The sequence below is a fragment of the Pseudomonas sp. GNP013 genome (assembly GCF_054343995.1).
The window spans coordinates 2810216-2826734 of sequence record NZ_JBTGUT010000001.1 but is presented as its reverse complement, the minus strand read 5'-3'; the positions used below and the strand labels follow the sequence as shown (position 1 = coordinate 2826734).

General features: G+C 66.7%; 2 protein-coding genes (1 of these 2 only partly in view). Both read left to right on the top strand.

Annotation, left to right across the window (positions count from 1 at the left end; translation table 11 throughout):
• Positions 1-2057 carry the 3' end of a non-ribosomal peptide synthetase gene (locus ACXX81_RS12230; protein ID WP_458571753.1) on the top strand. Its footprint begins 10858 nt before the window's first position, so only the last 2057 of its 12915 coding nucleotides appear in the window; its start codon lies off the left edge, out of view; its stop codon occupies positions 2055-2057.
• On the top strand, positions 2054-16519 hold the full coding sequence (locus tag ACXX81_RS12225; RefSeq protein WP_458571752.1) for a non-ribosomal peptide synthetase: 14466 nt from the start codon (positions 2054-2056) through the stop codon (positions 16517-16519). Before ACXX81_RS12230 ends, ACXX81_RS12225 begins: the two co-directional genes overlap by 4 nt.

Sequence of the window (16519 nt, the reverse complement as noted above, 5' to 3'; positions counted from 1 at the left end):
TGCTCAACTACCGCCATCGCGGCATGGCCACGCGCTCGGCTGGAGCACAGCAGGCCTGGCAAGGCATGCAGACCCTGGCCAACGACGGGCGCACCAACTACCCGCTGAGCCTGAATGTGGACGACCTGGGCGACGGTTACGATGTCACTGCTCTGGCCCGCCTGGACGCGCAACGGGTGTGCGGCTACATGCAGACGGCTTTGGCCCGCCTGGTCGAAGCGCTGGAGCAGGCGCCGCAGCAGCCGATCAATCGCCTGTCGATCCTCGGCGAGCAGGAACGTCGGCAAGTGCTGCAGGGCTTCAACGCCACCGAGGTGGCTTACAACCTCGACCAGACCCTGCACGGCCTGTTCGAAGCGCAAGTGGTGCGTACGCCGCACGCGGTGGCGGTGAAGGCTGATCATCAACAGCTGACCTACCAGCAACTCAACGAGCGCGCCAACCGTTTGGCCCATCACCTGCGTGACCTCGGCGTGCAGCCGGATACGCGGGTGGGCATTTGCGTGGAGCGTGGCCTGGACATGGTGGTGGGCCTGTTCGCGATCCTCAAGGCCGGCGGCGGTTATGTGCCGCTCGACCCGGCCTATCCCCAGGAGCGCATCGCCTACATGCTGCACGACAGCGCGCCGGTGGTGGTGCTGGCCCAATCCGCCACGCGTGCACTGCTGGGGAATGTGCCGGTGATCGACCTCGACCACGGCACCTGGCAGCACCAGCGCGCCACCAACCCCGAGGTGCCGGCGCTGACCGCACGGCACCAGGCCTACGTGATCTACACCTCCGGCTCCACCGGCCAGCCCAAGGGCGTGATCAACGAGCATGCGGGCGTGGTCAACCGCCTGCTGTGGATGCAGGACGCCTATGGCCTCAACGCCGACGATGCGGTGTTGCAGAAAACCCCGTTCAGCTTCGACGTGTCGGTGTGGGAGTTCTTCTGGCCGCTGTTTACCGGCGCACGCCTGGTGATGGCGCGTCCGGGCGGGCACAAGGAGCCGGCGTACCTGTGCGAGGTGATCCAGGCCGAGCGCATCACCACGCTGCACTTTGTGCCGTCGATGCTCGATGTGTTCCTCGCCCATGGCGATGTCAGCCAGGCGGCGGCGCTGCGGCAGGTGATGTGCAGCGGCGAGGCATTGCCGGGCAGCCTGGTGCGACGCTTCAAGCAGCAGTTGCCGGACATCGGCCTGTACAACCTGTATGGCCCGACCGAGGCGGCGGTGGACGTCACCGCGTGGAATTGTGCGCGTGCGGACGTACCGGACAACACGCCCATCGGCAAACCCATCGCCAACACCCGCATGTACGTGCTGGATGCGCAGTTGCAGCCAGTGCCTCTGGGGGTGGTGGGTGAGCTGTTCATTGGCGGGGTGCAGGTGGCACGCGGTTATCTCAACCGCGCGGACCTCAGCGCCGAACGCTTCCTCGATGACCCGTTCAACGGCGGCCGTATGTACCGCACCGGCGACATCGGCCGCCACTTGCCCGACGGTAATATCGAGTACCTGGGGCGCAACGATGACCAGGTGAAGATCCGTGGCCTGCGCATCGAGCTGGGCGAGATCCAGGCGCGGCTGATCGAGCATCCGGCGGTCAAGGATGCAGTGGTGATGGCCCGTGACGAACGCCTGGTCGCCTATTACACCGGCGCACCGGCCGAGATCGACAGCCTGCGTGCGCACCTGCTGCAGCACCTGCCGGACTTCATGGTGCCCGCGCTGTTCGTGCACCTGGACGCCTTGCCCCTGAGCCCCAACGGCAAGCTCGACCGCAAGGCGCTGCCCGAACCCGGCCTGCAGGCGATGAGTGTGCGTGAGTACGCAACGCCCGAAGGCGCCACCGAAACCCTGATGGCCGCGCTGTGGGCCGAGCTGCTCAAGGTGGAGCGGGTAGGGCGACATGACAATTTCTTTGAACTGGGTGGGCATTCGCTGCTCGCCGTGAGCTTGATCGGGCGCTTGCGCCAGGAAGGCATGGAAGCCGATGTGCGGGCGCTGTTCGAACAGCCAACCCTGGCCGGCTACGCCGCTATAACCGAACGAATGGAGATCGTCCTATGAGCCTCAATCAACTGCTGGCGACGCTGAAAACCAAGGACATCCAACTGGCCCTCAAGGGCGAACAGTTGTCGGTGCAAGGCAACAAACAGGCATTGAGCGAGCCGGCGATACTCGCCGCGCTGCGCGAGCACAAACCGGCGCTGATCGAGTTGATCAAGGCCGGCGACTACACAGCGACCAAGGCCGGTGAGGTACCGGTGCCGGCCAATGGCATCCCCGCTGGCGCAACGCGCATCACCCCGGACATGCTGACCCTGTCCACCCTGAGCCAGGAAGAGATCGAGCGCATTGTCGCCAGCGTCGACGGCGGCGTGGCGAATATCCAGGACATTTACCCGCTGGCGCCGCTGCAGGAAGGCATTCTGTTTCACCACGTCAGCGCCGAACAGGGCGACCCCTATGTGATGCAGTCGCAGTTCGCCTTCGACAGCCTTGAGCGTTTCGAGGCGTTTGCCCAGGCGCTGCAAAGTGTCATGGACCGGCACGATATTCTGCGCACCGGCGTGGTGTGGGACGGTCTGCAACAGCCCTCGCAAGTGGTGTGGCGCCAGGCGCGCCTGCCGGTGCAGGCCCTTGAGCTGGACCCGGCCGACGGCGATATCGCCGCGCAACTGCACGCGCGCTTCGACGCCCGGCACTACCGGCTGGATGTGACGCAGGCGCCGCTGCTGCGCCTGGTATACGCCGAGGACCTGGCCAACCAGCGCCTCGTCGCTACCTTGCTGTTCCATCACATGGCCCTGGATCACAGCGCCCTTGACGTGGTGTGCCACGAAATGCAGGCCTGCCTGTTGGGGCAGGGCGCGGTGCTGGGCCAGGCCGTGCCGTTTCGCAACTATGTGGCGCAGGCCCGTCTGGGCATCAGCGAGCAGGAACACGAAAGCTTCTTCCGGCAGATGCTTGGCGACATCAGTGAGCCGACGCTGCCATTTGGCCTGCAGGATGTGCAGGGCGATGCGCGCGGCATTGCCGAGGTCAGCCTGCCGCTGGCGGCCGAGTTGTGCCAGCGCCTGCGCACGCAGGCGCGGTTATTGGGGGTGAGCGCCGCGAGCCTGTTTCACATGGGCTGGGGCCAGGTGTTGGGCGCACTGGCCGGCAAGCAACAGGTGGTGTTCGGCACCGTGCTGATGGGGCGTATGCAGGGCAGCCATGCCACGGACCGCGCCTTGGGTATTTTCATCAATACCCTGCCGTTTCGCGTCGACGTCGACGGTCAGGCGGTACGCGCCGGGGTCAAGGCCACCCACGCGCGGCTGACCACCTTGATGCGCCATGAGCATGCAGCGCTGGCCCTGGCCCAGCGTTGCAGCGGCGTGACCGCGCCCACGCCGTTGTTCAGCGCGTTGCTCAACTATCGCCACAGTGCCCCGGCGGCGAGTGCCGAAGCGGTTGCGGCCTGGCAGGGCATCTCGGCACTGCGCGCCGAGGAACGCACCAATTACCCGCTGACCCTTAGCGTCGATGACCTGGGCGACGGTTTCGGCCTGAGCTTGCTGGCCAGCACCCAGGTCGACCCGCAACGCGTCTGCGCCTATCTGCAAACCGCCCTGGAAAACCTGGTGACGGCCCTGGAGCAGGCACCGCACACCGCGCTCGATCAACTGCCGGTGGTGCCCGCGGCCGAGCAACACCTGCTGCTGGAAACACTCAACGCGACCGCCGCCGATTTCCCCCAGGGCACCACCCTGCATGGGCGCATCGAAATCCAGGCTGCGCTGACGCCGGATGCCATCGCCGCCGTGCATCAAGGCCGCCAGTTGACCTATGCCGAGTTGAACCAGCAGGCCAACCTGCTGGCCCATCACCTGCTGGCGCTGGGCGTGAAACCGGATGACCGCGTCGCCATCGTCGCCCGCCGCGGCCTGGACACCCTGGCCGGCTTGCTGGCGATCCTCAAGTCCGGCGCCTGCTACGTGCCCGTCGACCCCTCGCACCCGGCCGAACGCCTGGCCTACCTGCTCAGCGACAGCGCACCGGTGGCGGTACTCACTCAGCATGCGTTGCTCGAGCGCCTGCCCGCGCTGGACGTGCCGGTGATCAATCTGGACCGCTACACCTGGCAGCATCACTCGGCAAGCAATCCGCAGGTCGCGGTTATGCCGTCGAACCTTGCGTATGTGATCTACACCTCCGGTTCCACCGGCCTGCCCAAGGGCGTGATGGTCGAGCACCACACCGTGGCCAACCTGGTGGACTGGCATTGCCGCGCCTTCGACCTGCGCGCCGGACGCCACACCGCCAGCGTCGCCGGTTTCGGCTTTGACGCGATGGCCTGGGAAGTCTGGCCGGCGCTGTGCGTGGGCGCGACCCTGCACCTGCCGCCGGCCAGTGACGGCGCCGAAGACATCGACGCGCTGCTGGGCTGGTGGTGCGCGCAACCTCTGGACGTGTGCTTTTTGCCCACGCCGGTGGCCGAGTACGCCTTCAGCCAGCAGATCGACCACCCGACCCTGCGCACCCTGCTGATCGGCGGCGACCGCCTGCGCGCGTTCAACCGTGGGCAAACCTTCGAGGTGATCAACAACTACGGGCCCACCGAAGCCACGGTGGTCGCCACCTCCGGCAAGGTCGAGGCGGGCCGTGCCTTGCACATCGGCAAACCCATCGCCAATGCGCGGGTCTACCTGCTCGACGCACAACAGCGTCCGGTGCCGTTGGGCGTGGCCGGGGAGTTGTATGTGGGCGGCAGCGGTGTGGCGCGCGGTTACCTCAACCGGCCCGAAATGACCGCCGAACGCTTCCTGCAGGACCCGTTCAGCCAGGGCCGCATGTACCGCACCGGCGACCTGGCGCGCTGGTTGCCCGACGGTAATATCGAGTACCTGGGACGCAACGACGACCAGGTGAAGATTCGCGGCATGCGCATCGAACTCGGCGAAATCGAAACCTGGCTCAACCAGTTGCCAGGCATTCAGGAAGCCGTGGTGCTGGTGCGTGAAGAGCGGCTGGTGGCGTATTTTACCGAGAACCCGCAACTCGAACCCCAGGATGTCGGCACCCTCCGAGCGCACCTGGTGGCGCATTTGCCGGACTACATGGTCCCGGTCGCCTACATGAAACTCGACGCGCTGCCGCTGACCGCCAACGGCAAACTCGACCGCAAGGCCCTGCCGGCACCGGACAGCGCCGCCGTGTTCAGCCGTGACTACGAGGCCCCCGAGGGCGACATCGAGACGCTGCTGGCGCAGATCTGGGCCGATGTCTTGCAGGTGGAGCGCGTGGGCCGACGCGATCATTTCTTTGAATTGGGCGGGCATTCGTTGCTGGCGATGCGCATGGTCTCGCAGATTCGCCAGCGCCTGGGGGTCGAGCTGCTGCTGGCCGATCTATTTGCCAATGCCGAACTGGCGGCGGTCGCTCAGGTGCTGGCCGAGGCCGGGCGCAGCACCTTGCCGGATATTCTGCCGATCAGCGGCAACAGCGACGTGCCGCTGTCGTTCGCCCAGCAGCGCCTGTGGTTTTTGGCGCGCATGGACGGCGGCAACAGTGCCTACAACATTCCCATCGCCCTGGGCATGCGCGGGCCGTTGCAGGCAGATGCCTTGCAACAGGCGCTGGCGCGTATTGTGGTGCGCCATCACACCCTGCGCAGCCGGTTTGTCCAGTACGGCGACGATACCCAGGTGCTGACCGTGCCGGTGGAGGAGGGGGCGCTGCTGCACGTGCAGGACCTGCGCCATCACGCCGAACCGCAACACGCCCTGCAGGCCCTGATTCACCAGGACGCCTCGGCGCCGTTCGACCTGGAACACGGCCCGCTGCTGCGCGGGCGTCTGGTGGTACTGGCCGACGATCATCATGTGCTGCTGCTGACCCTGCACCACATTGTCTCCGATGGTTGGTCCATGGGCGTGCTCACCCGCGAGCTGATGGCGCTGTACCAGGCGTTCAGCCACGGTCAACCCGACCCGCTGCCGCCGCTGGCGATCCAGTACGCCGACTTTGCCGTGTGGCAACGCCTGTGGTTGAGCGGCGAGGTTCTGCAGCGTCAGAGCGATTATTGGCAGCAGGCCCTGGCCGGTGCGCCGGCCTTGCTCACCTTGCCCACTGACCGCGCGCGTCCGGCGCAGCAGGACTACACTGGCGGCAGCGTCGAGGTGCGCCTTGACGAACGCTTGACCGCCGGCCTCAAGGCCTTGAGTCAGCGCCATGGCGTGACGCTGTACATGACGTTGATGGGTGCCTGGGCGGCGTTGCTGGCGCGCTTGTCCGGTCAGCACGACCTGGTGATCGGTTCGCCGGTGGCCAACCGCACGCGCAGTGAAGTCGAGGGGCTGATCGGCCTGTTCGTCAACACCCTGGCGGTGCGCATCGACACGTCCGGCGAGCCCAGCACTGAAGCGCTGCTGGCGCGGGTCAAGGCGCAGAGCCTGGCGGCCCAGGCCCATCAGGACCTGCCGTTCGAACAGGTGGTGGAGATCACCCGGCCGGTGCGCAGCCTGGCCCATACGCCGGTGTTCCAGACCTTGCTGGCGTGGCAGGACAGCAGCGCGCCAGCACTGTCGCTGGGCGACCTGACCCTGGAAAACGTTGCCCAACAGAACCTGTTTGCCAAGTTCGAACTGACCCTGGACCTGTGCGAAGTGCAGGGCCGCATCAGTGGCGCGTTGCAATACGCCGTGGCGCTGTTCGATGAATCGACAGTGCGCCGCTACGTCGGTTACTTCACCCGCGTGCTGCAGGCGATGGTCGCGGACGATCAGGCGGTGCTGGCCCAAGTGCCGTTGCTGGATGAGCACGAGCATCAGCAGGTGCTGGTGGACTTCAACGCGACGGCGATGCCAGCTCGCGACGAGCAAACCCTGCACGGCCGGTTCGTTGCCCAGGCGGCGCGCACGCCCCACGCGATTGCGGCGCAGGCGGGTGAGCGGCAGCTGACCTACGCCGAATTCGACCGCCATGCCAATGGCCTGGCTCATCACTTGCTGGGCCTGGGCGTAGAGCCCGACGACCGCGTGGCCATCGTTGCCCGGCGCGGCCTCGACACCCTGGTCGGGTTGCTGGCGATTCTCAAGGCCGGCGCCTGTTATGTGCCGGTCGACCCGTCGCACCCGGCCGAGCGCCTGGCTTATCTGCTCAGCGATTGCGCGCCGGTAGCGGTGCTCACCCAGCATGCGTTGCTCGAGCGCCTGCCCGCCGTGGACGTGCCGGTGATCGAACTCGATGGCAGTGCCTGGGATCAGCCTGTGCATCCGGCGGTTGCGGTCGCGCCGTCGAACCTGGCTTACGTGATCTACACCTCCGGCTCCACCGGCCTGCCCAAAGGCGTGATGGTGGAACACCACAGCGTGGTCAACCTGGTGGACTGGCATTGCCACGCCTTCGACCTGTGCGCCGGGTGCCACACCGCCAGCGTTGCCGGTTTCGGCTTTGACGCGATGGCCTGGGAAGTCTGGCCGGCACTGTGCGTGGGCGCGACCCTGCACCTGCCGCCGGCCCACGACGGCGCCGAAGACATCGACGCGCTGCTGGCCTGGTGGTGCGCGCAACCCTTGGACGTGTGCTTTCTGCCCACGCCGGTGGCCGAATACGCCTTCAGTCAGCACATCGAACACCCGACCCTGCGCACCCTGCTGATCGGCGGCGACCGCCTGCGCCAGTTCAGCCATGCGCAGTCCTTTGCGCTAGTCAATAACTACGGCCCTACCGAAGCCACGGTGGTCGCCACCTCCGGCCTGCTCGAAGTCGGTCGGCCGCTGCATATCGGCAAGCCGGTGGCCAATGCCCAGGTGTATTTGCTGGACGAACAGCAATGCCCGGTGCCTCTGGGCGTGGCCGGTGAGTTGTACGTGGGCGGCACCGGCGTGGCGCGTGGCTACCTGAACCGCCCGGACCTGACCGCCGAACGCTTCCTGCGCGACCCCTTCAACCACGGGCGCATGTACCGTACCGGCGACCTGGCGCGCTGGTTGCCCGATGGCACCCTTGAATACCTGGGCCGCAACGACGATCAGGTGAAAATCCGTGGCGTGCGTATCGAACTCGGCGAAATCGAGACCCGGCTCAACCAACTGCCGGGCATCCAGGAAGCCGTGGTGCTGGTGTGTGACGAGCGGCTGGTGGCGTATTTCACCGAGCATCCGTCGGCTGGCAGCCTGACTGCCGGCGAGATTCGCGCCCACCTCGTCGCGCACCTGCCGGACTACATGGTCCCGGCCGCTTACGTGCGCCTTGATGCGCTGCCGCTGACCGCCAACGGCAAGCTGGACCGCAAGGCTTTGCCCGCGCCGGACCTGGCTGCGCTGTTCATCCGCGACTACGAGGCGCCGCAGGGTGAGATTGAAAGCGTGCTCGCGCAGATCTGGGCGGAGGTGCTGCAGGTGGCGCAGGTGGGGCGTCGCGATCACTTTTTCGAGCTGGGCGGGCACTCACTGCTGGCCATGCGCATGGTGTCCCAGGTGCGTCAGCGCCTGGGGGTCGAGCTGCTGCTGTCCGACCTGTTTGCCAACCCCGAGCTGGCGGCGGTCGCCCAGGTGCTGGCCCTGGCGGGGCGCAGCGTGTTGCCGGACATTCTGCCGGCCAACCGGGATAACGAGGTGCCGCTGTCGTTCGCTCAGCAGCGCCTGTGGTTCCTGGCGCTGCTGGAAGGCGCCAACACCGCCTACAACATTCCGATTGGCCTGCGCTTGCGTGGTCAGTTGCATGTGCAGGCGCTGCAACGTGCCCTCGCGCGCATCGTCGCGCGGCACGAAACCCTGCGCAGTCGTTTCGCCCAGCACGGTGACGACGCCCAGGTGCTGATCGCAGCGCCGGAAGATGTGCTGCCGCTGCAGGTGCAGGACCTGCGTCGCCATCCGCAGCCGCAGCAGGCGCTGGACGCGTTGATCCACGGTGAAGCCTCGGCGCCGTTCGACCTGGAGCGCGGCCCGCTGCTGCGTGGGCGCCTGGTGATACTGGCCGACGATCATCATGTGCTGCTGCTGACCCTGCACCACATTGTCTCCGATGGCTGGTCCATGGGCGTGTTGACCCGTGAGCTGATGGCGCTGTACCAGGCGTTCAGTCACGGTCAGCCCGACCCGCTGCCACCACTGGCGATCCAGTACGCCGACTTTGCCGTGTGGCAACGCCTGTGGTTGAGCGGCGAAGTGCTGCACCGTCAAAGCACTTATTGGCAGCAGGCCCTGGCCGGTGCGCCGCCGTTGCTGACGCTGCCCACCGACCGCCCGCGCCCGGCGCAGCAGAACTATGCCGGCAATACCGTCGAAGTGCGCCTGGACGATCGCCTGAGCGCCGGGCTCAAGGCCTTGAGTCAGCGTCACGGCGTGACGTTGTACATGACCGTGATGAGTGCCTGGGCCTCATTGCTGGCGCGCTTGTCCGGCCAGCAGGATCTGGTGATCGGTTCGCCGGTGGCCAACCGCACGCGCAGCGAAGTGGAAGGGCTGATCGGCCTGTTCGTCAACACCCTGGCGGTGCGCATCGACACCAGCGGCGAGCCGAGCGCCGAGGCGCTGCTGGCGCGGGTCAGGGCGGTGACTCTGGCCGCCCAGTCGCACCAGGACCTGCCGTTCGAAAAAGTCGTGGAAATCGTGCGGCCGCCGCGCAGCCTCTCTCACAGCCCGATCTTCCAGACGCTGCTCACCTGGCAGGACAGCAGCGCGCCGGCCCTGCGTCTGGGCGACCTGACGCTGGAAGCGATTGTCGAGGAGAGTCACTTTGCCAAGTTCGATCTGGCCCTGAGCCTGGGCGAAGTCGGCGGCAGCATTCTCGGCACGCTGGAATACGCGGTGGCCTTGTTCGACGAGGCGACGGCGCAGCGTTACGTCGGTTACCTCACCCGCGTGCTGCAGGCGATGGTCGATGACGACCAGGCAGTGCTCGAACACGTGCCGCTGGTGGGCGCGCGCGAGCGTCAGCAGTTGCTGTTCGAATTCAACGCGACCAGCGTCGACTACAACCTCGAGCAGACCGTGCACGGCCTGTTCGAAGCGCAGGTCGAGCGCACGCCTCATGCGCTGGCGGTCAAGGCCGGCACCCGGCAACTGACCTACGCCGAACTCAATGCCCGGGCCAACCAGTTGGCCCATCACCTGCTGGCGCTGGGTGTGCAACCGGATGCGCGAGTGGCGGTGTGCGCCGAGCGCGGCCTGGACATGGTCATCGCCCTGTACGCAGTGCTCAAGGCCGGTGCTGCCTACGTGCCGTTGGACCCGGCGTATCCCCGCGAACGCATTGCCTACATGCTGCAGGACAGCGCACCACAGGTGGTGCTGGCCCAGGTCGCCACCCGTGGTTTGCTCGGCGAAGTCCCGGTGGTCGAGCTGGATGTGCCGTGCTGGCAGCACCTGCCGGTCGCTAACCCGAACGTGGTCGCGGCCAGTGCCTATGTGATCTACACCTCCGGTTCCACCGGCCAGCCCAAGGGCGTGATCAACGACCACAGTGGGGTGGTCAACCGTCTGCTGTGGATGCAGGACGAATATGCCCTGACGGCCGCTGACGCGGTGCTGCAGAAAACCCCGTTCAGCTTCGACGTGTCGGTGTGGGAGTTCTTCTGGCCGCTGTTTACCGGTGCGCGACTGGTGATGGCGCGTCCCGGCGGGCACAAGGACCCGGCCTACCTGTGCGAGGTCATCGAAGCCGAAGCGATCACCACCTTGCACTTTGTGCCGTCGATGCTCGATGTGTTCCTCGCCCACGGCGATGTCGGCCAGGCGGCGGGGCTGCGGCAGGTGATGTGCAGCGGTGAAGCGCTGCCGGGCAGCCTGGTGCGACGCTTCAAACAGCAACTGCCGGGGATCGGCCTGTACAACCTGTACGGCCCCACCGAAGCGGCGGTGGATGTGACGGCATGGCGCTGCATACGCGCCGAGATGCCGGATAACACACCGATCGGCAAACCGATCGCCAATACCCGCATGTATGTGCTGGATGCGCAGATGCAGCCGGTGCCCCTCGGCGTGGTCGGCGAGCTGTACATCGGCGGCGTGCAGGTGGCGCGCGGTTACCTGAACCGGCCCGAGCTTTGCGCCGAGCGCTTCCTCGACGATCCATTTACCGGTGGGCGCCTTTACCGCACCGGCGATGTCGGTCGTTACCTGGCCGACGGCACCCTCGAATACCTGGGGCGCAATGATGACCAGGTGAAGATCCACGGCCTGCGTATCGAACTGGGGGAAATCCAGGCGCGGCTGACCGAACATCCGGCAGTCAACGAAGCCGTGGTGCTGGCCCGCGAACAGCGCCTGATTGCTTACTACACCGGCGAGCAGAGCGACATCGATGTGCTGCGCAATCATCTGGCGCAGCACCTGCCGGCGTTCATGGTACCGGCCGCGTTTGTGCACCTGGACGCGCTGCCGCTGAGCCCCAACGGCAAGCTCGACCGCAAGGCCCTGCCGGCGCCGGGCGCCGAATCGGTGATGGCGCGCGACTATGAGGCGCCCGAGGGGGATACCGAAATCGCCCTGGCCAGCCTGTGGGCCGAGCTTCTGGAGGTGGAGCGCGTAGGGCGTCACGACAACTTCTTCGAACTGGGTGGGCATTCGCTGATGGCCGTCAGCCTGATGGGGCGCCTGCGGCACCTTGGCTTGTCGGCGGATGTGAACGTGTTGTTCAGCCAGCCGACGCTGGCAGCGCTGGCGGCAACCCTGGGCGGCAGTCGCGAAGTGGCCGTGCCGGCCAACGGCATCGCCGCCGATTGCCGCGCGATCACCCCGGACATGCTGACCCTGGTGACGCTGGACCAGCCGGCCATCGACCGGGTGGTTGCGGCCATCCCCGGCGGTGCAGCGAATGTGCAGGACATCTACCCGCTGGCGCCCCTGCAAGCGGGGATTCTCTATCACCACCGCGCAGTGCAGCAGGGTGATGTGTATGTGTTGCAGGCGCAATTTGCGTTCGACAACGTTGTGCGGCTGCAGGCCTTTGCCGAGGCGTTGCAGGCGGTAATCCAGCGCCATGACATCCTGCGCTCGTCGTTCCACTGGGAAGGCCTTGAGGAACCGGTGCAAGTGGTGTGGCGTAGCGCCGCGCTGCGCGTTGAAAGCGGGCCGTTGCCGCAGCGCCTGGACCTGACTCAGGCGCCGGTGATGCGCCTGGTCTACACCGAGCAGGCACAAGGCGTGGTCGCGACCCTGCTGTTTCACCACCTGGTGATGGACCACGTCACCCTGGAAATCCTCAAGCACGATATGCAGGCGTTGCTGAGCGGCGAGGGCGCAGCACTGGGAACGGCGGTGCCTTATCGCAACTACGTGGCGCAGACCCGGCTGGGCATGACCGAGCAGGAGCACGAAGCGTTCTTTTGCGACATGCTGGGTCAGGTCGACGAGCCGACCCTGCTCTGTGTGCCGGGCGCGGATGAAAAAGCGCAACGCCTGCTCGACAGCGCGCTGAGCCAGCGCCTGCGTGCCCAGGCCCGCCGCGCGGGTGTGAGTGCCGCCAGCCTGATGCACCTGGGCTGGGCGCAGGTGATGGGCAAGGTGGCCGGTCGCGACACCGTGGTGTTCGGCAGCGTGATGCTGGGCCGCCTGCAGGGTGGCGAAGGCGCCGAGCGCGCGATGGGGGTGTTCATCAACACCTTGCCGCTGCGCGTCGACCTCGGTGAACACTCGGTGCGCAGTGCGCTGCGCGACACCCATGCGCGCCTGTCGCGCCTGCTCCGTCATGAGCACGCGTCGCTGGCCCTGGCCCAACGCTGCAGCAGCGTGCCGGCGAACACGCCGTTGTTCAACGTGCTGTTCAACTATCGCCACAGTGCCGGGGCGGCGGCAGCGATGAGCGCCGAGGCCGCCATGGCGTGGCAGGGTATTCATCTGCTCGAGGCCGAGGAACGTTCCAGCTACGGCCTGTCGATGAGCGTCGACGACCTGGGCGACGGTTTCAGCCTGACGGCCGCAGGGCAGGGCGCGCAGCGTTTGTGCGATTACCTGCAGACGGCGCTGGAGCACCTGGTGGAGGCATTGGAGCATAACGTCGACAGCGCCATCAGTGCGGTGTCGATCCTGCCAGCCGTCGAGCGCCGGCAAGTGATCGAGACATTCAATGCCACGGACCGGGAATTCCCCCGTGCGCACACGGTGCAACGTCTGTTCGAGGCCCAGGCGCAGGCGCGTCCCGGTGCGTTGGCGGTGGTGCACGGCGAGCAGCGCTTGAGCTACGGCGAGCTGAACACCCGCGCCAACCGTCTGGCCCATTACCTGCTTGGCCTGGGCGTGTGTGCCGGCGACAGCGTGGCGATCCTGCTGCCGCGCGGCATTGACTTGATTGTCGGCCAGTTGGCCGTATTGAAATGTGCCGCCGCCTATGTGCCGCTGGACATCAACGCGCCCGCCGAACGCCAGGGTTTCATGGTGCAGGACAGCGGCGCGGTGCGGCTGCTGACCCGCAGCGACATCGCCGTCGACTACACGGTTGCGCGCCTGGACCTCGACACCGAGGTGTTCGATCCGCAACCGGCGCACAACCCCGACCTGTCGCAGGCGTCGGACAGTGTGGCCTACGTGATGTACACCTCGGGCTCCACCGGTACGCCGAAGGGCGTGCTGGTGCCCCACCGTGGCATCACCCGGCTGGTCATCAACAATGGCTACGCCGACTTCAACGCCGGTGACCGCGTGGCGTTCGCCTCCAACCCGGCGTTCGACGCCAGCACCATGGATGTGTGGGGGCCGCTGCTCAACGGCGGGCAGGTGCAGGTCATCGATCACGCCACCTTGCTCGACCCGGCCGCCTTTGGCGCGGCGCTGGAGGGGGCGACGGTGCTGTTCGTCACCACGGCCTTGTTCAACCAGTACGTGCAGTTGATACCCGATGCGCTGGCGGGGTTGCGCATTCTGTTGTGCGGCGGCGAGCGTGCCGACCCGGCGGCGTTCCGCAGCCTGTTGGCGCGGGCACCGGCGCTGCGCCTGGTGCATTGCTACGGGCCGACGGAAACCACCACCTACGCGACCACTTATGAAGTGCGCGCACTGGCCGAGGACGCCGACAGCGTGCCGATTGGCCGGCCGATTTCCAATACCCGGGTCTATGTGCTGGATGCGCAGTTGCAGCCGGTACCGGTGGGCGTGAGCGGAGAAATCTGCATTGGCGGCGACGGCGTGGCCCTGGGCTATCTGAACCGTGCGCAATTGAGCGCCGAACAGTTCGTGCAAAACCCGTTCAATGTCGGGTCACTAATGTACCGCACCGGGGATCTGGGCCGCTGGACGGCGGACGGGCTGCTGGAGTGCATCGGGCGCAACGACGATCAGGTGAAGATTCGCGGCTTCCGCATCGAGTTGGGCGAGATCGAAGCGCGCCTGGCGACCCACGCCGCACTGCAGGACGTGGTGGTGCTGGCCCGTGAAGACGTGCCGGGTGACAAGCGGTTGGTGGCCTATTTCACCTGGGCGGGCGAACCCGTCGGCAGCGACAGCCTGCGCGCCCATCTGCAGGCGCAACTGCCGGACTACATGGTGCCGTCGGCCTACCTGCCACTGGCGCGGCTGCCGCTGACCGGCAACGGCAAGATCGACCGCAAGGCCTTACCGGTTCCCGCTGTGCAGGCCCTGGCCGGGGCCGTGTTCGAAGCACCGCGCGATGCTCTGGAGCAGACCCTGGCGCACCTGTGGGCCGAGGTACTCAAGCTGGAGCAGGTGGGGCGCGATGACAGTTTCTTCGAACTGGGCGGGCATTCATTGCTCGCGATCCGTCTGGTCAGCCTGATGGAGGACGCAGGGCTTGCGGTGAGCCTGGCCGAACTGTTCGAGCACGCCAGCGTGGCGAACGTGGCATCGATGCTGCGCCAGCGCAATGCGCAGACGGTGCGCGACACCACGGTGATCACCGTGCGCAGCAGCGGCACGCAGCCGCCGTTGTTTCTGGTGCACGAGTTCAGCGGCATGGACGTGTATTTCCCGGCGCTGGGCCAGCATCTGGCCGGTGACTACCCGATCTACGGCTTGCCGGGCCTGGCGCTGGGCGAGTCGCACCTGAACACCATGGAAGGCCTGGCGGCGCGCATGGTCGGCCTGATCCGCGAGATTCAGCCGCACGGACCTTACCGGGTCGCGGGCTGGTCGTTTGGCGGCGTGCTCGCTTATGAAGTGGCGATGCAGTTGCTGGGGCTGGATGAGCCGGTGGCGTTCCTCGGCTTGATCGACAGCTTCGTGCCGCGCATGACCGACCAGGGCAAGGCGCGCTGGGAAGGACCGCAGGCGCTCAAGCGGCATCTGCTACTGCAGTGCACTGCACATTGGACCGTACAAGGAGGTGTTGATGAAGTGGCAAGACTGGCGCAACTGGAAGCAGACACTCAACAGCTGGACCTTGCTGGCTTGCTGCAATGTTGTCGCGATGAAGGTTTGCTGCACCCGCAAATGGCGGCGGCCGAAGACGCCGATTTGATCAGCTTCATCGAACGCGAGGTCGGCCACGGGCACGCGCTGGCCCATTACAGCCTGTTCCCGCTGCCGGTGGCGGTGCATTTGTTCAGCGCGCAGGAGCGGCTCACCGAGCTGTCGCGGCGCAGTGATTCCCTGGGCTGGAGCGACGCGCTGGCGCCGGGGCAACTGCGCCAGATCGAAGTGCCTGGCACGCATCAGAGCATGATGAAGGCGCCGCATATCCGCGAGCTGGGGGCTGCGATGTCGGCTGCCCTGGCAGCCTCGTTACCGGTGACGCAGGCGGCCCATCAGCCGCTGCTGCGTATCCAGAGCGGCCGACCGGGGTTTGCGCCGGTGTTCTGCGTACCGGGGGCGGGCGACAGCGTCACCGGGTTCGTCGGCTTGGGCGAAGCGCTCGGGCGTGACTGGCCGCTGTTCGGCCTGCAGCCGCGCGGGCTGGACGGCGAGGCGGTGCCTCACAGCCAGGTCGAGGCGGCGGCGCAGTGTTACCTCACGGCGCTGGAACAGGAATGCCCGCATGGGCCGGTGCATCTGCTCGGGCATTCGTTCGGCGGCTGGGTGGCGCTGGAGATGGCGCTGCGCTTGCAGGCGGCCGGGCGCGAGGTGGCGTCGTTGACGGTGATCGACAGTGAAGCGCCGGGCGGCAATGGCGTGGTGGGACGGCCGTATACATCGACGGCGGCGTTATTGCGGTTGATCGAGGCGATGCAGTTGTCGGCCGGCCGGCCGCTGGGGATTGATCCGGTGGAATTTGCCGGCCGCGATGAGGTGACGCAGCGGCTCGCGTTGCATACGGGGATGGTGGCGGTCGGATTGCTGCCCGCGCGGGCGGCGGTGGAGGCGATGGTGGGGCCGGCGCGTACGTATGCGGCGGCGTTGCGCACGGTGTATCGGCCTGGGCGGCGGTATGGCGGGGTGGTGAGGTTGGTGTTGGCGCAGGATCCTGCGCTGGATGCGGTGGGCAATCTGCGGGAGCAGGGGGCGATGATTGAGGGGTGGCGTGGGCAGGGGGATGGCTTTGAGGTTTGGTATGGCGGGGGGAATCACTTCACGTTGCTCAAGGCGCCCAATGTTTCTGGGTTGGCCAAGTGGTGGCTTGAGTCGTTGGTGGTTGGGGAGGTGGTGTCGTGA